Origin of the sequence: Salmonella sp. HY31 (assembly GCF_042604575.1) — a bacterium.
In the GTDB taxonomy this organism is placed as follows: domain Bacteria; phylum Pseudomonadota; class Gammaproteobacteria; order Enterobacterales; family Enterobacteriaceae; genus Salmonella; species Salmonella diarizonae.
This window is the reverse complement of sequence record NZ_CP170479.1, coordinates 2,580,013-2,599,592: the sequence shown is the minus strand read 5'-3', so window position 1 is coordinate 2,599,592 and position 19,580 is coordinate 2,580,013. Positions and strand designations below refer to the sequence as shown.

The window sequence follows — 19,580 nt, the reverse complement described above, 5'->3', positions numbered from 1 at the left end:
GGGCCGGTCGACGTTTTCAGGCGACCTTATTCTGCTTCGTCTTCGGCGACGCGTACCCCAATCTTGCGTACCACGTTATCTTCTTTTTCAGCTACCGTCCAAATCATGCCGCCAAACTCCACCTGATCGCCGACGACCGGCGCGGCGCCCAGCAGTTGCTGTATGATTTCACCCAGGGTTTGTTGTTTATCCCGGTATTCCGTTCCTTCTTCCAGCCCGTAGATAAGCGCCACGTCGGCGAATTTCGCATTCGCTTCGAGGATAAAATCGCCAAAGAAACGCTGATCTAATGAAACTGGCGGCGACTGGCTAAACAATTTGCCCAGCGCTGGCAGATCGCGCTCCCGGCCAATCACGCATAGTACGTCGCCTTCCCGCAGGCGAGTACTGCCAGTGGGATGAAACAGTTCATTATTGCGAAATAGTGCGGCAATGCGGGTTTCGTTCGGCATATGCAGGTCGCGCAACGCCGCGCCGACGCACCATTTGTCCGCGCTCAACTGATAGATGAATTGCTCCCACGGATTATCAGGATGGATGTCAAGCCCCACGCGCGATACTGGCCAGCCAACCGGAGGCACGACCACTTTGGCTCTTTTCGCCGCCCATGACAGCGATGTTCCCTGCAGGAGCAGCGACACCAGTACCACAAAGAAAGCGACATTAAAGAACAGGCGAGCGTTTTCAAGCCCGGCCATCATCGGGAAAACGGCGAGAATAATCGGCACCGCGCCGCGCAGTCCGACCCAACTGATGAAAATGCGTTCCCGAAGATTGAAGCCGCGAAATGGCAGCAGGCCGGTAAACACCGACAGTGGGCGGGCGAAGAAAATCATCCAGATAGAGAGAATGAGCGCAGGGACGGCAATCGGCCATAGATCGGAAGGCGTCACCAGCAGCCCCAGTACCAGGAACATCGCGATCTGCGCCAGCCAGGCCAGTCCGTCAAAGTTTTGCAGAATGCCGTAACGGTTGCGAATCGGGCGGTTTCCTAACAGGAATCCGCACAGATAGACCGCGAGAATACCGCTGCCTTCAAGCGCGGTCGTCAAGGCAAAAATCAGAATACCGCCGCTGAGCGCCAACATCGGATACAGGCCGCTGGGCAGGGAAATTCGATTAATCATCTGTTGTAACAGATAACCCCCGCCCAGGCCAAAAACAATACCGAGACCGAACTGCTGGATAATATGGACGGCAAACATCCAGTCCAGACCGGTTTCATGTTTCTGGATCATCTCAATTAATGTAATGGTCAGAAAAACGGCCATCGGATCGTTACTACCCGACTCGATCTCCAGCGTAGAGCCTACACGTTCGTTTAGCCCTTTACCGCCAAGCAGAGAAAAGACCGCCGCAGCGTCAGTGGAACCGACTATTGCGCCAATGAGCAGACCTTCGATAAGATCCAGATGAAACAGCCAGGCGGCCATCATACCTGTTAGCCCCGACGTGATCAGCACGCCGAGCGTCGCCAGCGACAGCGCGGGGCCCAGCGCTACCCGGAAAGAGCTGGCCTGAGTGCGCATTCCGCCATCGAGTAAAATAATCGCCAGCGCCAGGTTACTGACCATATAAGCGAAAGGATAATTATCGAAAGGAATACCGCCGATGCCATCCACACCGGCTAACATCCCAATGGCGAGGAAGATGACCAGAATCGGGATACCTAGCCGCGATGAGAATGAACTTAACAGGATACTGCTGGTTACAAGGATGGAACCTAAAATAAATAGACTAATAATTGTTGCAGCATCCAACGTTTTCTATCTCCTGACTTACGCGACTTCGTATTATTTAACATTAACATAATAACGGCCGGGACAGCGTTTTACTTAGCCTGTCGGCGGTTTTTTTACAATTGCAGCGTAGGATGACCGGATAAAGTGAGTTGAGTACCCTGGCGCGTATTTTTAAGCGTAGCGTTTGCCCCGATAGGGAGCGTCACTGTACGCTGTTCATGCCCGAAGTCGAGACCGGTAATCAGCGGAACGGACAGACGGGAACGTAAAAACGCGTAGACGCTCTCCAGAGAATAGCCCGCGTCATACTCGTTGGGCGTCGCACCGCTAAAGCTGCCGAGAATGATGGCGCTCTGACGGTTTAAAATTCCGGCGTACTCCAGTTGCAAAAGCATACGCTCGACCCGGAAAGGATGCTCATTGACATCTTCCAGCACTAAAATTCCTTTATCGATAGTCGGCATCCAGGGCGTACCGATAAGGGAAATCAACATCGCCAGATTTCCGCCCCATAAGGTGCCTTGTACGTCGCACTGAGGGCCGTCGCCTTGCCACTCTACGGTAAATTGCGCCTTGCGTAGCGCCAGCCAGAAATGTTGCTCGGTGAACGTATTCAGCGTTTCGGCGCCAAAATTTGCCGCCAGCATAGGACCGCTAAAGGTGATGACATTGGCCTGCGCCAGGAGTCCAGCCTGAATCGCCGTAAAATCGCTATGACCGCAAATGAGTAAGGGGGCGCGCTGTTGCCGGGAGGCGATCGCTTGCCAGTCAATACGGTCCAGTAAGCGGCTGGCACCATAGCCACCGCGCACCGGCATGACAATCGTATCCGGCGTGGCCAGAGAGGCCAGCGAATTAACGTCGGCCAACCGTTCCGCGTCCGTACCGGCAAAACGCTGATAGCGGCGGCGAATCACCTCGTCATTCTCCACCTGATGACCTGCGTCGGTCAGGCGCTGAACGCCGCGTAACGCGGCCTGTTGGTTAATACAGTAGCCTGAGGGGGCGATTAAATGAAACAGAGACATGGCAATTCCTTGCTGACAATAGAATGCAAATGTATATCATGCCGCATATATTAGGCGATGTCCCTCGTTGTGCAGCGTTTCTGTATGACGCAATGAGGGCGGCAGCCTGAGTGCCTGGCCGGGGTGGTTTCGTCCCTGGCCGACAAGAGGTTAATGAGCGCGCCAGACCTGTGTGACAGGGCGATGGTCAGCGGACATTGCGCCTCAGCGACAAGTTCCGGCTATAAGGATAGATGACGTGAAATTAAGATGGTTTGCTTTTTTGGTAGTAATACTGGCTGGCTGTAGCTCAAAACAGGATTACAGGAATCCGCCGTGGAATGCCGAAGTGCCTGTAAAGCGTGCGATGCAGTGGATGCCCATCAGTGAAAAAGCCGGAGCGGCATGGGGGGTTGATCCGCATTTAATCACCGCGATTATCGCTATTGAATCCGGCGGCAACCCTAATGCGGTCAGTAAGTCCAATGCGATTGGCCTGATGCAGCTAAAGGCGTCGACCTCCGGGCGCGACGTTTACCGTCGTATGGGCTGGCGTGGCGAACCGACCACCGGCGAGCTGAAAAACCCTGAGCGTAACATCTCAATGGGCGCGGCGTATCTGAGCATTCTGGAAAATGGGCCGCTGGCCGGCATCAAAGATCCGCAGGTGATGCAATATGCGCTGGTCGTCTCTTATGCTAACGGTGCAGGCGCGTTATTGCGTACTTTTTCATCCGACAGGAAGAAGGCGATAGAAAAAATTAACGATCTGGATGCGGACGAGTTTTTTGAACATGTTGTTGATAATCATCCCGCGCCGCAGGCGCCGCGCTATATCTGGAAGCTTCAGCAGGCGCTGGACGCCATGTAGTTTAGCGTGAAGATTATTCTCGTACTTTATTCGCTCTTTCTCGGGCGTCGCGCTCAAGCGAAAAAATAATCCGCTGTAACTCCCGCTCCACCGCCGGGCTAACGTTAAGGAAACGAAAGCTCAGGCGGGGAGTGGTGATCGTTTCATTTTTCCCATCAATCACTTTACGTTCGCTGATGGCGATAAGCTGGGCGTCAACGTGAAAAATCCCCCATTGCCCCATGTTCAGTTCAACCTGCGAAAAGCGTGCGCCTTCCGTTAATCCGTCGGGGATGGCGGATTCCAGTAGCGCGCCCATGCCGCCAAGAGAAAGATCAAACAGGCGAAAACGTAACGTATGGGTGTCCGGTAGCGTGGTGACGCCGTAGTAAGGCGGATACAGCGGTGCGCCAATGCGAAAATACTCCCGGCGCTGGACAAACCACAGTGAGGACGGCAGGGGCGTGATAAAGGCCGGAAGCTGCTGATAGTGACCTGCGACGAGCTGCGGCAACGTGAACTCGACTTTTGCGCCCTGCGTTTCTGCGATAATGGCTACCTGCCCGGCGCGTAATACGGCGCTATTTTCATATTCCTGGCTGCCGTAATCCATGATGAGTTTTTCCGGGTCTACCGCCAAAATTTTACTGATGAATTGCCCCTTCGCCCATGAAATACGCAGTGGAACCTGATTTTTATTTAAATCCCGTAGCACGCCTAATATCGCTAATGGATTTTTTTTCAGGAACTGCTCATTGTAACCACTCACACGAAATAACCCCTGATACACAGACTATCGTTGGGTTATCGGCATCTGTTGAAAGAACTTAATAGCGATAAATAAATTTTTACGCTCACGAGATAAATCAATGTTCAGAAGTGCGGCGTCCGACTTTGCCTATACTTAAAACGTTTTTACTGGAAAGAGGATCTGCAAATGGGAATTATCGCCTGGATTATTTTTGGTTTGATTGCCGGCGTTATCGCCAAATTGCTTATGCCGGGGCGCGATGGCGGGGGATTTATCCTGACCTGTATTCTCGGTATCGTCGGGGCGGTCGTTGGCGGATGGCTGGCGACGATGTTTGGTATTGGCGGCAGTATCAGCGGCTTTGATCTGCACAGTTTCCTGGTCGCCGTGGTAGGCGCGATCGTGGTGCTGGTGATTTTCCGCCTCCTGCGACGCGGCTAACCGCTGCAGAACGTTTAAGCGTTGACCCGGTCAGTGCCGGGTCAACCTACTATAAACGCGCGTTACTGCGTCGCCGCGGACGACGTTTTTGTTGGCGTCGCGCTTAACGATGCCGGACGAGTAGACGGTACGCTATCACACGGTTTTTCCTGCGGACAAATCAGATCGAGCATTTTCAGCGTCACGCCGTTGGTCCAGCCAAAGCCGTCCTGAAGGGGATATTCGCCGCCGCCTCCGCCGGTTCCGGTACTGCTGACGTCATATTTATATTTTTCGACCAGTTTTTTCTCGCGATCGTAGGTATGCTGCACATTGGTTAAAAAGCGCCAGGTCACTTCCATTGCCACGTTATCCTGCCCATAATTTTGCAATCCTTCGGTGGCGACCCATTGTAACGGCGCCCAGCCGTTTGGCGCATCCCACTGCTGTCCGCTTTTCACCGAGGTGGTAGCCAGACCGCCAGGCTGTAGCAGATGTGCCTGGGCCGCTGCCGCCACTTTCGCGGCGCGCTCTTTCGCGGCGGCGTTTACATAGAGCGGGAACAGTGCGGCAGCGGTGAGTTGGTTACGGATTTTATTACTCTTCAGATCGTAGTCGGCATACCAGCCTTCTTTGTTATTCCACAGATGCATTTCAATGGCTTTTTGCCGCGCGTTGGCCAGCGCGTCATAGTGCGAGGCTTTGGCCTGATCGCCCGCCGCAGCGCTGGCGCGGGCGAGGGTTTTCTCCAGCTTATACAGCAGAGCGTTAAGATCGACAGGGACAATCGTGGTGGTTCGGATGGTACTGAGCTGCTGCGGATTATCCATCCAGCGGGAGCTGAAATCCCAGCCAGAGGCGGCGGCAGAGCGGAGGTCTCGATAGATCTCGGTTGCCGGGCGGTTGGGGTTGCTTTTGGCGGTAGCGATATCTTCAACCCAGGATTCAGGGCGGGGCGTATCCCGATCGTCCCAGTAGCGGTTGAGAACGCTGCCGTCCTCCAGTTTGACGACGCGTTGGTTTTGTTGCCCTGGCTGCAATGTCTCAACGCCTTCCATCCAGTAGGCGTACTCTTTTTGTAGCTGCGGCAGGTATTCTTTCAGCGCATCGTTACCTTCATGTTGCGCCAATAACTCAACCATAAACGCAAAGAAAGGCGGCTGCGAACGACTCAGGTAGTAGGTACGGTTGCCGTTAGGAATATGCCCCCAGGCGTCAATTTCGTAACCAAAGTTCGCCACCATATCCGCAACTTTATCCCAGTGCCCGCTTTCCGCCAGCCCCAGCATCGTAAAGTAGCTATCCCAGTAGTAAATTTCTCTGAATCGCCCACCCGGTACGACATAGGACTCAGGCAACGGCAAGAGCGAGTCCCACTTTTCGACGTTTTTAGTTGAACGGGTCAGCACCGGCCACAGGCCATCAATATGTTCACGCAATGACTGCCCGGCAGGCGGGACATATTTTTCACCCGCTTTCGGCAGGGTGAAGTTAACATCAACAAAATGACGCAAATCGAAGCCGGACAGGTTCCGCTGCATACGATAATCCGCAAGAATCATGAGCGGATCGCTATTAGGTATGGCGTCAGCAAAGGTTTTCTGATCGGGGAAGAGTTTTGCATTCTGGACATCATTAAAGAGCGGGCCAAGCAAAATATCCGGCGGCGGTGGAGTTTCGGTGTCGGAAGAAGAGTCTGCGGCCGTCGCCGAAAACGATGCAAATGTCAGCAGCGTCCCTGCCAGCGCCAGTTTTATGGCTTTTTCCAGCAGAACAGAACGGCGAATCTCGGGGGGTATCATCAAGTTATCTCCTTAGCGGTGAGCCAAAGCCAACGGCATTTACCATGACAAAACCTTAGCCTACGATGACCAGATACGCGTGATTGAACCGCTATTTTGCGAACAAACAGACATTTTATTCAGACAGAATTTATCGACGCGCGCGTGGAAAATGGGGTATACAGACAAAAAATCCACGCCGGGACGTGGATTTTAGCGCAATGACTTGTAGCCTTAACCCGGATAGATACCGCGATCTTTACGGGCCAACAGAATGCGCTCACAGGCGACAATATAGGCTGCGGTTCGCAGAGAGCAGGATTTCTCAGCCGCTTTCTCCCAGACATGGACGATCGCGTCGGTCATGATTTTGTCCATGCGCGCGTTGATCTCTTCTTCGCTCCAGAAGAAGCTGGCCATATCTTGTACCCATTCGAAGTAGCTGACGGTTACGCCGCCGGCGTTACAGACCACGTCAGGCACCACAAGGATACCACGGCTGGCCAGAACATCATCAGCATCCGGATAGGTCGGGCCGTTTGCCCCTTCCAGCACCAGCTTACAAGTCAGGGCTTCCGCGCGCTGACGGGTTATCTGACCTTCAAGCGCCGCCGGGATCAGGATATCCATCTCCAGACGCCAGAATGCATCGCTGGCGATAGTTTCTGCGCCCGGGAAACCGGCTATCTGTTTGTGTTCTATCTGCCATGCCGTGAGCGCCTTCATGTCAATACCGGTGGCGTTAAACAGGGTCGCGGTATGATCCTGAATCGCTACGACACGGGCGCCAGCGCCGGCAAACAGACGCGCAGCTTCGCTGCCGACGTTACCAAAACCCTGAACCGCAACGCGAGCGCCTTCAACGGCGATATTTGCCCGACGCGCGACTTCCAGGCCGCTGACGAAAACGCCGCGCCCCGTCGCTTTTTCACGGCCCAGCGAACCACCGAGATGGATAGGTTTACCGGTGACGACGCCAGTGACCGTAGTGCCGTGATTCATGGAATACGTATCCATCATCCAGGCCATCACTTTACCGTTGGTGCCGACATCCGGCGCAGGAATATCTTTCTGTGGCCCGATGATAATGCCGATCTCGCTGGTATAGCGGCGGGTCAAACGCTCCAGTTCACCTTCCGACAGCGAGAACGGATCGACGCGGATGCCGCCTTTGGCGCCGCCATACGGCAGGTTTAGCGCCGCACATTTGATGGTCATCCATGCTGACAGGGCCATCACTTCATTGAGATCAACGTCAGGATGGTAGCGAACACCGCCTTTACCCGGACCTCGGGAGAGGTTGTGCTGCACGCGATATCCTTCGAAATGACGAATAGTACCATCATCCATTTGCACCGGAATATCGACGATCAGAGCGCGTTTCGGGTGGCGCAGAGTATCCACCCAAGGGGATAACTCGCCCAGATAAGGGGCCACACGCTCGATTTGTTGCAGGTAGGTATTCCAGGCAGATGTGCTGCTATCTGAAGCGTAAGATAACTTATCCATGATAAACCTTAGTGATAAAAGTAATATGTTCTTTAATTGACCGTGGTACATAGTAGATCACACCATGTAGCGATAAATTTAACACTTTTTTAAACAATTGACTCAGATCAAAAACGGCAGGCGGTTGGATTTTCGCTATGATTTTGGGTGGGAAGTGGTTAATTATCCGGGATAAGAGGTGATATGTTGCTAACTATGCGATTAATTGCTTAAATATGCACAATGTGTTAAAGGCGGCTATTTGTCATAATTATGACGCACCTCTAAAAGTAAACGTTATGATAACGACATGTATCAATGTTATGTCGTCCTGTCGGCGGGGAAACGTCTTCGCCAGGCGCGTAAAAAGATAAAAATAACCGGAGTCAGACGACGCTGGCCCCGGTTTACCTCTTTATTGTTGACGCGATTCAAGCCATATCAGCGCCAGCGTCGACAGTGAGCACATCAGCAGAATGCCGACAAACCACAGTAAATACCACATCGCTCCCGCTCCCTAATAAAGTTCATGATCGTTGCGGCGGAGGGTCTCCAGGTTGATACGCCCCAACATTTTGTAATAGCTCCACAGCGTATAGAGCAGTACGATCGGCAGAAAAATCAGCACAATCACCAGCATGATTTCGAGCGTCATCTGGCTGGAGGTGCTGTCCCACACCGTCAGGCTGGAGAGAGGACTAACACTCGACGGCATCACAAAAGGAAATAGCGTTATTCCGGCGGTAAAGATGACGCAGGCCTGGGTCAGGGAAGCGAACAGAAATCCACGAATAGTCCGACCGCGAAGGCAGGCATAGAAGGCCAGAATCGGCAGTAGCATACCGAGCAACGGGATGATGAGCAGTAGCGGCGAGCGTATAAAGTGATTCATCCAGGCGCCAGGGAGTATCGCCACGCTTTTTAAGAGCGGATTGGAAGGACCGTTGGCATCTTGCGCGAGTAAGACAAAGCCATCAATGCCGGCCCACAGCCAGTACCCGGCCAGCAGGAAGCAGAGCACGACCAGCAGTGCGCTGTGGCGGGTGGCCGACAGCGCCCGTTGACAAATAACGCCCTCTGTTTTCAACTGTAACCAGACGCCTCCTTGCATCACCACCAATGACAGACTCAATAATCCACACAGTAGGGCAAAGGGCGAGAGTAACTGCCAGAAGGTGCCAAAATAGTCAACATGAAGCTGCGGCGTGAAGGCAAACGGCACGCCTAAAAACAGGTTGCCGAACGCGATACCGAATACGACTGGGGGAACCAGGCTGCCGATAACCAGACCGGTATCCCACAGTGCACGCCAGCGGGCATTGGCGATTTTACCCCGATAATCAAAGGCCAGCGGGCGAAAGAAGAGGGCACACAGCACCAGGATCATCGCCACATAAAAACCGGAAAACGCGGCGGCATAGACCCGTGGCCAGGCGGCGAATAATGCCCCGCCCGCGAGGATCAACCATACCTGGTTTCCTTCCCAGTGGGCACCCACGCTATTGATCAATACCCGGCGTTCGTCATCGTTGCGCGCTATCAGCGGGAGCAGGCAACCGACACCCATATCAAACCCGTCAGTTACCATAAATGCCACCAGGATGACGCCGATCAGCAGCCACCAAATGAACCGCAACGTTTCATAATCCAACATGATTGTCTCCTTTATCCCTGTTGTTGCGCTTGTTGTTGACGTTGCATGGCGCTCGGCCCAAGACGCGCGTACTTCTGCATCAGATAGACTTCCGCGATTAAAAACAGGGTGTAAAGTCCGAGGATAAGCCCCATTGAGAAGGCCAACTGGCCTGGCGTCAGCGTGGAGTGAGCGTACCAGGTCGGCAGAATGTCCTGAATCGCCCAGGGCTGACGGCCAAACTCCGTCATAAACCAACCGGCTTCAATGGCAATCCACGGTAACGGCAGGCTCCAGAGCGCCATACGCAATACCCAGCGATGCTGGTCGATACGCATTCGCAGAGTCTGTATCAACGCAATCAACATCACCACTAACAGCAGCGAACCGCAGCCGACCATAATACGGAAACTCCAGAACACTGGTGCCACTTGAGGAATAGCGCCACGCTGGGCCGCACGATACTGCTCCGGTGTTACATGGTTCATATCCGGGGCATATTTCGCCAGCAGAATGCCGTACCCCAGATCGCCCTCAACGGCGTGAAAAGCATTCAGTACCTGCGGTGAGCGATTGCCTTGCGCTATCTCCTGCATGAGTAGCCAGGCCTCCCGGCCACGCTTCAGGCGCGGCAGAGTGTCGTCCATCAGGTTTTTTAATCCCGGAACCGGCGTATCCAACGAATGGGTGGCCAGAATACCCAGCAGAGCAGGGATCTTCACGGCAAATGCATTACGCTCCTGTTCCTGCTGCGGCCAGGCAATCAGATGAAACGGCGCGGGCGCGGGTTCGGTTTGCCATTCGCCTTCCATCGCCGCCAGTTTCACCGGCTGAACCCGGGCGACCTCGTAGGCCGAACTGTCCCCCAGTTGCAGGGTTCCCAGAATGGCCAGGGTGCCGAATACTGAGCCGATAGCAAACGAGCGTAAGGCCACCTCACGCTCGCGACCACGTAGCAGATACCAGGCGCTGATGGACATAATAAACATGGCGCCGGTGACATAACCGGACATAACGGTATGGACAAATTTCACCTGGCTCACCGGGTTAAAGACCAGATCGCTGAAGCTGCTCATTTCCATCCGTAACGTATCGATGTTGAAGTGAGCGCCGGTAGGATGCTGCATCCAGCCATTGGCGTTCAGAATCCATAATGCTGAAATATTGGAGCCGAAGGCCACCAGCCAGGTGACCAGCAGGTGTTGGTATTTATTCAGCCGCTGCCAGCCGAAAAAGAACAGGCCGACAAAAGTAGATTCGAGAAAGAAGGCCAGTAACGCTTCCATCGCCAGCGGCGCGCCGAAAATATCGCCCACATAGTTGGAATAGAGCGACCAGTTAGTCCCGAACTGAAACTCCATGGTCAGGCCGGTAGCCACACCGAGAGCAAAATTGATCCCGAAGAGCTTGCCCCAGAAACGCGTCATATCGCGGTAGACGGTTTTCCCTGTGACCACATAGATCGTCTCCATGACGGCCAGCAAAAAAATCAGCCCAAGCGTAAGGGGAACAAATAAAAAGTGATACAGCGCGGTCAGTGCAAACTGCCAGCGCGATAAGTCAATGACATCCCACATGCTAACTCCTGTAGGCAGAAAGAGAGTAAAAAGCTAATCAGTACCGGACACCGGTTACGTTCCTGTTGAGAGCGTTAGCGCGTCTCCAGCCATCGGCAGACTTCATCCAGGCGCTGGCGCGAATCGGCCAGATCTTCCGGGGCCGCCAGTACCAGCTCCGGCAAAGGACAAATCTCATAGCTGTCGAGCAACAGCCCTTTAAGGGCGTCCAGACAGCGCACATGCCAGAGATGGCGCAATGCCGTGGCGTTGATTTGACTTTCGCCATACCCGGAGATGCGAATCTGGATGTTCCCGTGTCCGCATAAGCGCGCCAGAAAAAGACGATCGGCCTCGCTGAGCGGCAGTTGGGTCAAATTGATACTGTGGGGTTGCATCGCCGGATCGCGTACGTGCGCCAATAATTCATGGGCCAGCGGCAGTCCATTCATCAGACCGGCGACAGGCGGAGGCAGCAGAGTGTCGTCAGGCAGCGTATCGGCAGTAGCCACTTGCCACAATGTCAGGGGCGCGCTACCCGCTTCCAGACGATCCGTCAGCAGACGTCGGTTGTGCAGATGGCGTACCCGCCAAAGGCCGCAGAAGATGGTCTCCTGGATCTCGCTTTCACTCCCGTCCGGATGCTGAATGCGTACCGAGACTTCGCCTTCGCCCAATAGCGTATTGAGGAATGAGAGATCATCGGCATTCAGGGGAGATAACTCCCATCCCAGCACGTCACCGACTTCCGGGATGCGCCGGGCAAGCTGACCTCGTAGATCGGTCAACAATGCCATCACCGCCGGGCTGTGAGCGCAGTGCTCGAGCGCCGCCATACTTGGGTCGCCATTGACCTGACAGGTGAGCGGTAAGGGATTCATTGAGAAACTGGCGTCATCAGGCTGCGTACCCGGCCCCAGCAGATGAAAAAAGGCGTTGCTCATTGTGCCGCCTCCTGCGCTGCGGGAGTGTCAACTATCGAACGCATCAGAGTGAGCAGTTCAGCCCAGGGATGAATACCGCTGAGCGCGCCGCGTAGCTCGCCGTCTGTAAAAACCAACGTCGCCGGAAACTGACGTACATTAAAGCGATCGCCGATAGCTTCGCTTTGTTCAAGGTCGGCCACCGCCACCTGCCAGTCAAACTGCGGGAACTCGCGCAGGAGTTCGGCGATCATCACCGGGTTATCGCTGACTTCCGGCGTACGCCGCGGATCGCGACTTAACAGGATGACGCCATCTCCAACCTGTTTGATCCAGTCGTCTACCGTGGAAGCCTCTACCGGTTGCCATCCCCGGGTTAACAGGCGTTGCCATAGCGCAGAAAATGGGGTGTCATTCGCCACTTCTCTTACCCTCCAGACGTGTCTGATACTGACGTATGCGCACTCCTTCATAGTTTTCCATCGACAGGCATTCATAGTTCAGGCAGCGTGCGGCTTCGTTTGCCTGCGGTACGATCCCCCAGGCGGCCAGTTGTTCCAGGGCGGCCTGTTCCGCCGCCGGTAGCTGGGCGCGAGCTATTTCGGTCAGGCTACCGCCGTAGTCGTCCAGTAGCGCCGGTTGCAGGCCGACTAGCGCAATGTGACAGGGTAGATGGCCGCGGATGTCGGCTAGCGCCAGGACTTCGGAAAAACTGTTTTGATGCAGGCTCATTTTTTTGGCGCTGAGATACGCCGGGATTTTCTCGCCGGCATAGGTTCGCAGACTGCCCGGCGCCAAGCCGTAATCGATCGCGTCAAGGAGCAGGAGATGGCTGGCTTGCTCAACGTAACCCAACAGGTTTAGCCCTTGCGTACCGCCGTCAACAATGTCTACCTCTTCAGGCCAGTGATACCGGGCATACAAACGCTCCGCGACCCGGATACCGAATCCTTCATCGGCCCACAGCAGGTTTCCTAATCCCATCACCACTACGCGTTGCGCATTCATGAGGTCTCCTTGTCGTGCGGTTTGGGGAATTTGTGGCTGCGGTAGCCATTGATCATGGTGGAGATCACCGTATCGTCGGACATAATGTCTTCCCGGATAGCGAGGTAAACGTGCCCGACGATGAAGGCGGCAATCAGCCACATGCCCAGTCGGTGCCAACTGTGAATATCGATGGAGTTGCCGCCGGTCCAGTAGAAAAATTCAACCACATAGCGGAACGGCGCAAAGATGGCGTATTGGCTATGCTCGCCAAACAGAGCGAAACCGGTGAGGATCATAAATACCGACAACAGGAAATAGCCGAACATCGCGGCCTGCGCGACAGGGTTATGTCCGATGTCGCTCCCCGGTTTTTTCTCCAGAAATAGATACCAGCGAACCACGGAGAAAGCGCCTTGCCACCAACTGCGACGCCAGACCGGGACGATAAACAGCTCTCGCGAATAGCGGTTGCCGACACAGGCCCAATAAATTCGCCCCAGCAGTAACACGGTAAAGATCATCGCGGCGGCAAAGTGGATCAGCCGGATATAGCCCATGTAAAACAGATAGGTCGCCTCGCCACTCACCGACGGCAGAGGTCGGCCAATGAAGTAGCCTGTTACCATCAGTACCAACATGCAGGCCACCGTTAGCCAGTGCCACAGGCGTACCGGCGCTTCAAACACATAGTGGCTGACGACAGTATCACGCGCCTCCCCGACGCGTGGAGATTGCTTTCCAGTCATCGTTCTTTTCCTTAACGCTTAGCGTACCTGGACGGCAATCAGTTCGCTGCCGTCGTCGCCAAGCACGTGGGTTGAACAGGCGAGGCAGGGGTCGAAGCTGTGCAGCGTCCTCAGGATTTCTAACGGTTGGTCGGGAATCGCCATTTGCGTTCCCATCAATGCCGCTTCATAGGCACCGATCTGTTTTTTAGGATCGCGCGGGCTGGCGTTCCAGGTGGTGGGGACCACGCACTGATAGAGTTCGATCTTCTGATCGCGTATTGACGCCCAGTGTCCCAACGCTCCGCGAGGCGCTTCGGTAAAACCGATGCCGCGGCAGTGCTGCGGCCAACTGGCCGGTTCCCATTTCTCGGTATTGGCGGTGGCCAGGTCGCCGTTTTTCAGGTTGGTCATAAGCCTGTCGAAAAAATACTGCAGCTTACTGACGGCCCATTGCGCTTCATGCGCGCGGCATAAAATACGGCCAAGCGTAGACTGGATACCGGAGAGCGGCAGTTTAAGGGCGGACATCATGCGATCCACCGACTCTATGGTGGCGGCATCCCCTTTGTGATAGGCAATTAGCGTTCGGGCAAGCGGGCCGACTTCCATGGCATGGCCACGCCAGCGCGGTGCTTTAATCCAGGAGTAGCGTTCCTGCTCGTTGAGCTGCTGGATATGCGTATCGCTGCCTTTGACATCGCCAGGGTTGTACCAGGGATCGGTAATGCCGTCAAAAGGATGACGACCCAGTTGATCGTCCGGATAGCGGTACCAGGCGTGATCCACAAACTCCTGTATCTGTTGCGGATCGGCCAAATCTACCGGCATGACATTTTTAAAATCGCCATTGACCACTGCGCCGCCCGGCATTAACAGGCTTTGCTGGCTGAAGTCGTTGGCAATGTCCGGAAACGCGCCGTAGCTCAGAACGCATTTATCCGACAGTCCGATGCCAATTTGACTCCATGCTTTATTGAACTGGCCGATAGCCAGCGCGTCCGGAACCATCACGTTGTTAATGAAGTCGGCAGTGCGGGTGATGATCGACTGCACCAGGTTGAGGCGCTCCATATTGATAGCCCCGACCGCGCCGCTTTGATCGAGATTGATCGCGCATGGCATACCGCCGACGATCCAGTTAGGGTGGGGGTTCTTACCGCCAAATATGGTATGGATTTTGACGATCTCGCGCTGGAAGTCGAGGGCTTCAAGATAGTGGGCAAAGCCCATCAGGTTAGCCTCTGGCGACAGTTTGTACTGTGGATGTCCCCAGTAACCGTTACGGAATATCCCAAGCTGGCCGCCGTCGACAAATTTCTTCAACCGATTTTGTACGTCAAAGAAGTAGCCCGGCGATGACATCGGCCAGGCGGAAAGGCTTTGCGCCAACTGCGAGGTGGCGCGCGGATCGGCTTTCAGCGCATTCAGAACATCAATCCAGTCCATCCCGGCTAACTGATAAAAATGGACCAGATGATCGTGACACCACAACGTAGCCAGCATGATGTTACGTATAATATTGGCGTTATCCGGCACCTGGATACCGATCGCATCTTCGATAGCGTACACCGACGCCAAAGCATGTACCCCGGTACATACACCACAAATACGTTCAACAAACGCCCAGGCGTCACGTGGGTCACGGCCTTGCAGAATGATCTCCAGACCGCGGAACATCGTGCCGCAGGAAACGGCATTGGTGATGACATTTTGCTCATCAATGTTCACTTCGCAGCGCATATGTCCTTCGATGCGGGTAATCGGGTCCACGATCAGACGACGGCCGGCGTTGTTAACGGTATAACCCTGGGTTTGATACTGGTTACTCATGCCTGCTTATCCTCATTGTCCGGCTGTTGTTCGGCTTGCGCTAACTGTTGTTTGTGGCGTTTACGTTGGTTGAGCGCGCTGGCGACCGCGTGACCGCCAACGCCCGCAGCGACTACGCCCAGCGCGGTCAGACCCACCGTATCGGCGGTTGAGTGGGTACCCATCTGGGGAATATCCACCACGCGGCTATAAAACGAGCCGCGATCCCAGAAACCATTTTCTGAACATCCCAGACATCCGTGGCCGGACTGGATAGGAAAGGAGACGCCGCCATTCCAGCGTGTGGAGGAGCAGGCGTTATAGGTGGTTGGCCCTTTACAGCCCATCTTGTACAGACAGTATCCCTTGCGGGCGGCGTCATCATCCCAGCTCTCGACAAATTCACCGGCGTCAAAATGGGCGCGGCGGTAGCATTTATCGTGGATACGCTGACCGTAGAACATCAGTGGACGGCCCATGCGATCGAGTTCCGGCAGACGATCAAACGTCACTATATAGGTAATAATGGCGCTCATGACATCCGGGATTGGCGGACATCCAGGGACTTTCACGATCGGCTTGTCGGTAATCACTTTGTCGATAGGCGTTGCCTGGGTCGGATTGGGACGGGCGGCCTGGACGCAACCCCAGGAGGCGCAGTTTCCCCATGCGATAATAGCACTGGCGCCAGCGGCGGCTTTCTTTAGTTTTTCAATGAACGGGCGGCCGCCGCTGATACAGAACATCCCTTGCTCTCCTAACGGCGGATTGCCTTCCACCGCCAGAATGTATTTCCCGGCGTAGCGAGTGGTAATATCGTCAAAGACTTCTTCGGCTTGTGCTCCGGCGGCGGCCATCAGGGTGTCGTCATAATCGAGGGAAATCAGCGAGAGGATCACATCTTTGGCTAGCGGGTGCGAGGAACGGATAAAGGATTCGGTACAGCAGGTGCATTCCAGTCCATGAATCCAGACAACCGGAATCCGTGGTTTATTCTCCAGCGCCCAGGCAATCTTTGGCGTCATTCCGGCGCCCAGTCCCAGCGACGTGGCGGCAAGGCTACAGAATTTGAGAAAGCTGCGTCGGGTCACTCCCTTACGACGCATGGCTTGATAAAAGGTCTCCTCGTTATTCATAACGCGTATTTTTTCTCCTTTTTGCACCACGCTCCGCCAGGGGCATAAGGCGCTTTTGCGGGTCCGTCGACGTTCTGCCAGCAAGGTAAATCATCGTGTTACGCGCGAGCGCGAAAACAATCCCGATTCACTTTGCACTGGCGTATATCGCCAGAAATAATGTGAAAAAAGCGTATCTGATTGACCGGGATAAACAATGCAAAGAGTATGGGTATAGCTTATTGCGGTATATTTATGCCCATTATCGTTTTTTCGGCGAAAGGGCGGCGGTAGGGAAGGACGGTTGAGCTTATCCCGGGATGAGGTTTTCAGCGAGGAACCTCGGGTGGATTCAGCCAGGCCTCGCCATTTCAGGGATACGTAAGTTGATGCAAAAGGAGGGGGAGATCTGATGTAATCGTTAAAAGAAGCGTACTTCGTGATGATTTTTATATAAAATAGTGGTGCTGGTTTTAAAGGAATGCAAAAAATAGAATGTTTGAATGAGGAACCCCTATGAAAAACAACATCAGATTTGACTTGTCCGATTATTTGATTCATTTTTTTCGGGATGTTGATTTAGAGACCGGTAGCCATATTTATTTGCCTGAGCACTGTGGTTTTAATAATCAGCACCATTCACGTTTCATTGATGCTAAATATTTACTTAGATTATCTTTACGTAGTCATAAAATTTTCTCGTCCTGGTCATACCGAAATGGGCAACGAACCGTATATGGTGACTCCCCGGTTGTATGCTTTACAGATATGCCGATTGCAGCTTATTTAGAAACTGGGTTGCGCCGATTGGAACGAAATGAAAAAATCGGTTTATATGCAATCGTTTTACCTAAAGAGCAAATGTTTAATTATGGGGCAAGACCAGTAATATATGGATTGGATCAGCATAACAATGCTCGATGCTCGCAAGGCAGAAACGGGGAACGTATCCTCGATGAATCTGTTCTCCCTTTGATTGAACAATATAGATATGTTACTTATGTTCCAGGTAAGATTGACTGGTCACATGAACGCGAATGGCGATGGCCATATCGTGGAGATATTAAAAGTTTCCTTAATCATATTGAAGAGTATGGTATTCCGGAAGACATTGAAAGTACTCCAGGCTTTGATTTTAAATCAAGTAAAATAAAGGGCGTGGGAATAATAGTTCCATTAGCGGAAGATATCCCTACCGTAGCTCATGATATTTTAACCTTAATTGATCGAGGTGTAATTGGGAGGGACACCTTTAGATTTATTATCGCTATTGATAATTTACAGTCATGGTCTCAGATTTCAGAACCAGATAATTTACTTTCTTATATTAATGATAATACATTCGAATTCGAAGCTTTTTTTAATTTATCTGAATCCAAAGTGAAAAATTATGCTGATTCTATTTATAATTATGTAAATGAATTGTATTCGAAAAAGGATTTTTTAAATGATAGTTATGCAATGGAATTTGGAAATGCCTGGGTCTGGATTCATGATAACCAATGCCAGGTGGTACGGGCGTTACTGCAAACTGGAATGATCAAGGTGAATAAAGAAGGAAGGTACTTATTAGATGTTAATTTGGCTTCTGTTGATTGGCCATTAAGAAGAAAAGAAGCTTTCGCAAGTTATGTCGCTGGATGGCTCAAGCATCGTTTTGGTATCGAAGCGGGAAGGTATTCTGTTTGGGGAAAAGATGATTATGATGCTGTCCCAAGTTATGAGACGCCACTAAAGGACCAGTATCCTTTTTATAATCATACAATGAATGTCGACTGGTAATTAAGAAAAGAACTTACTTTTTTAGGTTTGCGTGAAATTTAATTATTTGATTTTTAATGTAAAATTAAAAAATAGACACTAATATAAAAGAGACTGTACTTAAAATTGTGTATCTGTACTAATTTTAGACCAGGATCAATATTTTATGACACTCGCTCAGTTGTGGCAGGAAGAATGGGATAACCGATCGCCAGTTAACCCTTCTCCCACACTCTCCACAGCCGAGCGTTGTACTTATTATCTGAATTCTTGAGAATGTTTAACGGTTACCATGTATATTTGATACCTACACGATAGCGTGTTTGTCGCTCACTGGTATAACGATTCTCTTTAATGTTTCCAATTTCAATAAAAGGGCGCCAGTTCTTATCAAGAGAATACATGAGCCTAATGTTATGCTGATAATCCCATTTGCGATTGTTATAAAGAGGTAACGCATTGGAATCCATTTCCCAAAAAATATCGAACTGATACAGAAAATCCCAGCGATCATACTTATAACCAATGAAACTATCAAACTCCTGAATTTTGGAATGATAGCTATTTCCATCGGCTCCGACCATACCATAATCCCATAATTTCCATTTATAACGGCCTTGCAAACGAAAACCATTGTCAAAGGTATAGTTTAGACGAACATAAGGAATATAAACTAAACCATCAGAGTTATAGTCCAAAGAAAGGCCTGCTAAGCCGACGGTATTCTTATTTAAGTTAGTGTAATAGAAGGCTGATAGCTCAGAGCCATTTAATTGCATCTCGTCATAAGGATTCTCATCTTTATTGTTGTAACGAGCATCAAACTCTAAGCCAATATTTTTCCCTGTGTCGAGGTAGACTTTAAAGCGGTCACCATGTTTTTTAACACCATCACGATAATCATGACGATATTCAATTGTTGTTTTATAATCATTTGCTAATGCCTGTTCTGCAAAAAAAAGACATGAGGAGGCCACGATAAATTTAATAAACGTATTCATCATTATCCTTTGATATATGAAATAA

At 52.2% G+C, this 19,580-nt stretch carries 18 protein-coding genes; 3 read left to right on the top strand and 15 right to left on the bottom strand.

The window, feature by feature from the left end; all coding sequences use genetic code 11:
- Positions 1–26: 26 nt before the first annotated feature.
- Both ACE15A_RS12270 and ldcA read right to left on the bottom strand, forming a co-directional pair.
- The gene (locus ACE15A_RS12270; RefSeq protein ID WP_053507884.1) at positions 27–1,760 is read right to left on the bottom strand and encodes a potassium/proton antiporter; all 1,734 of its coding nucleotides are present in this window, start codon (positions 1,758–1,760) and stop codon (positions 27–29) included.
- Between the two features lie 95 nt (positions 1,761–1,855).
- Positions 1,856–2,770, bottom strand: coding sequence for a muramoyltetrapeptide carboxypeptidase (gene ldcA, locus ACE15A_RS12265; protein WP_053507885.1), 915 nt, complete (start codon positions 2,768–2,770; stop codon positions 1,856–1,858).
- 238 nt (positions 2,771–3,008) lie between these two features.
- Here ldcA and emtA point away from each other — a divergent pair, with 238 nt between their 5' ends.
- On the top strand, positions 3,009–3,620 hold the full coding sequence (gene emtA, locus ACE15A_RS12260) for a membrane-bound lytic murein transglycosylase EmtA (RefSeq protein ID WP_023247696.1): 612 nt from the start codon (positions 3,009–3,011) through the stop codon (positions 3,618–3,620).
- Between the two features lie 13 nt (positions 3,621–3,633).
- Here emtA and ycgR read toward each other — a convergent pair whose 3' ends face one another.
- Positions 3,634–4,368, bottom strand: a complete 735-nt coding sequence (gene ycgR / locus ACE15A_RS12255) for a flagellar brake protein YcgR (RefSeq protein ID WP_023247695.1) — start codon at positions 4,366–4,368, stop codon at positions 3,634–3,636.
- Positions 4,369–4,536: 168 nt separating this feature from the next.
- Between ycgR and ACE15A_RS12250 the strand changes: the two genes are divergently transcribed.
- A complete protein-coding gene (locus ACE15A_RS12250; RefSeq protein ID WP_053507886.1) occupies positions 4,537–4,791 on the top strand; it encodes a GlsB/YeaQ/YmgE family stress response membrane protein in 255 nt (84 codons plus the stop codon).
- A gap of 62 nt (positions 4,792–4,853) precedes the next feature.
- Here the strand turns inward: ACE15A_RS12250 and ACE15A_RS12245 are convergent, their stop codons facing one another.
- The 11 genes from ACE15A_RS12245 to hyaA all read right to left on the bottom strand — a co-directional run bounded on the left by ACE15A_RS12245 (position 4,854) and on the right by hyaA (position 16,814).
- Positions 4,854–6,572 carry an alpha,alpha-trehalase gene (locus ACE15A_RS12245; protein WP_053507887.1) on the bottom strand — a complete coding sequence of 573 codons (1,719 nt, stop codon included), beginning with the start codon at positions 6,570–6,572 and terminating at the stop codon, positions 4,854–4,856.
- Between the two features lie 213 nt (positions 6,573–6,785).
- Complete coding sequence (locus tag ACE15A_RS12240) at positions 6,786–8,060, bottom strand: Glu/Leu/Phe/Val dehydrogenase (RefSeq protein ID WP_001664093.1); 1,275 nt, start codon at positions 8,058–8,060, stop codon at positions 6,786–6,788.
- Positions 8,061–8,454: 394 nt separating this feature from the next.
- Complete coding sequence (gene cbdX, locus ACE15A_RS12235; RefSeq protein WP_023247692.1) at positions 8,455–8,544, bottom strand: cytochrome bd-II oxidase subunit CbdX; 90 nt, start codon at positions 8,542–8,544, stop codon at positions 8,455–8,457.
- A gap of 12 nt (positions 8,545–8,556) precedes the next feature.
- Positions 8,557–9,693: a cytochrome d ubiquinol oxidase subunit II gene (gene appB / locus ACE15A_RS12230; RefSeq protein ID WP_129382435.1), complete on the bottom strand. Its 1,137-nt coding sequence runs from the start codon at positions 9,691–9,693 to the stop codon at positions 8,557–8,559.
- An 11-nt stretch (positions 9,694–9,704) separates the two neighbouring features.
- Positions 9,705–11,249: a cytochrome bd-II oxidase subunit 1 gene (gene appC, locus ACE15A_RS12225; RefSeq protein WP_053507889.1), complete on the bottom strand. Its 1,545-nt coding sequence runs from the start codon at positions 11,247–11,249 to the stop codon at positions 9,705–9,707.
- A gap of 74 nt (positions 11,250–11,323) precedes the next feature.
- A complete protein-coding gene (locus ACE15A_RS12220) occupies positions 11,324–12,172 on the bottom strand; it encodes a hydrogenase expression/formation protein (RefSeq protein ID WP_053507890.1) in 849 nt (282 codons plus the stop codon).
- Positions 12,169–12,573: a hydrogenase-1 operon protein HyaE gene (hyaE, locus tag ACE15A_RS12215; protein ID WP_023247688.1), complete on the bottom strand. Its 405-nt coding sequence runs from the start codon at positions 12,571–12,573 to the stop codon at positions 12,169–12,171. The genes ACE15A_RS12220 and hyaE overlap by 4 nt, the downstream gene beginning before the upstream one ends.
- Positions 12,563–13,159 (bottom strand): hydrogenase 1 maturation protease, encoded by a 597-nt coding sequence (gene hyaD, locus ACE15A_RS12210; RefSeq protein ID WP_000993796.1) that lies wholly within the window; start codon positions 13,157–13,159, stop codon positions 12,563–12,565. Before hyaD ends, hyaE begins: the two co-directional genes overlap by 11 nt.
- Positions 13,156–13,887: a Ni/Fe-hydrogenase b-type cytochrome subunit gene (hyaC, locus tag ACE15A_RS12205; protein ID WP_000147066.1), complete on the bottom strand. Its 732-nt coding sequence runs from the start codon at positions 13,885–13,887 to the stop codon at positions 13,156–13,158. The genes hyaD and hyaC overlap by 4 nt, the downstream gene beginning before the upstream one ends.
- 18 nt (positions 13,888–13,905) lie before the next feature.
- Entirely contained in the window at positions 13,906–15,699 is a 1,794-nt protein-coding gene (gene hyaB, locus ACE15A_RS12200; protein WP_053507891.1) for a Ni/Fe-hydrogenase large subunit, read from the bottom strand.
- Positions 15,696–16,814: a hydrogenase 1 small subunit gene (gene hyaA / locus ACE15A_RS12195; protein WP_001058306.1), complete on the bottom strand. Its 1,119-nt coding sequence runs from the start codon at positions 16,812–16,814 to the stop codon at positions 15,696–15,698. Before hyaA ends, hyaB begins: the two co-directional genes overlap by 4 nt.
- Positions 16,815–17,309: 495 nt before the next feature.
- Here hyaA and ACE15A_RS12190 point away from each other — a divergent pair, with 495 nt between their 5' ends.
- Positions 17,310–18,575: a DUF4427 domain-containing protein gene (locus ACE15A_RS12190; protein ID WP_053507893.1), complete on the top strand. Its 1,266-nt coding sequence runs from the start codon at positions 17,310–17,312 to the stop codon at positions 18,573–18,575.
- A 266-nt stretch (positions 18,576–18,841) separates the two neighbouring features.
- Here the strand turns inward: ACE15A_RS12190 and ACE15A_RS12185 are convergent, their stop codons facing one another.
- Entirely contained in the window at positions 18,842–19,558 is a 717-nt protein-coding gene (locus tag ACE15A_RS12185) for an oligogalacturonate-specific porin KdgM family protein (RefSeq protein ID WP_223232402.1), read from the bottom strand.
- Positions 19,559–19,580: the final 22 nt, after the last annotated feature.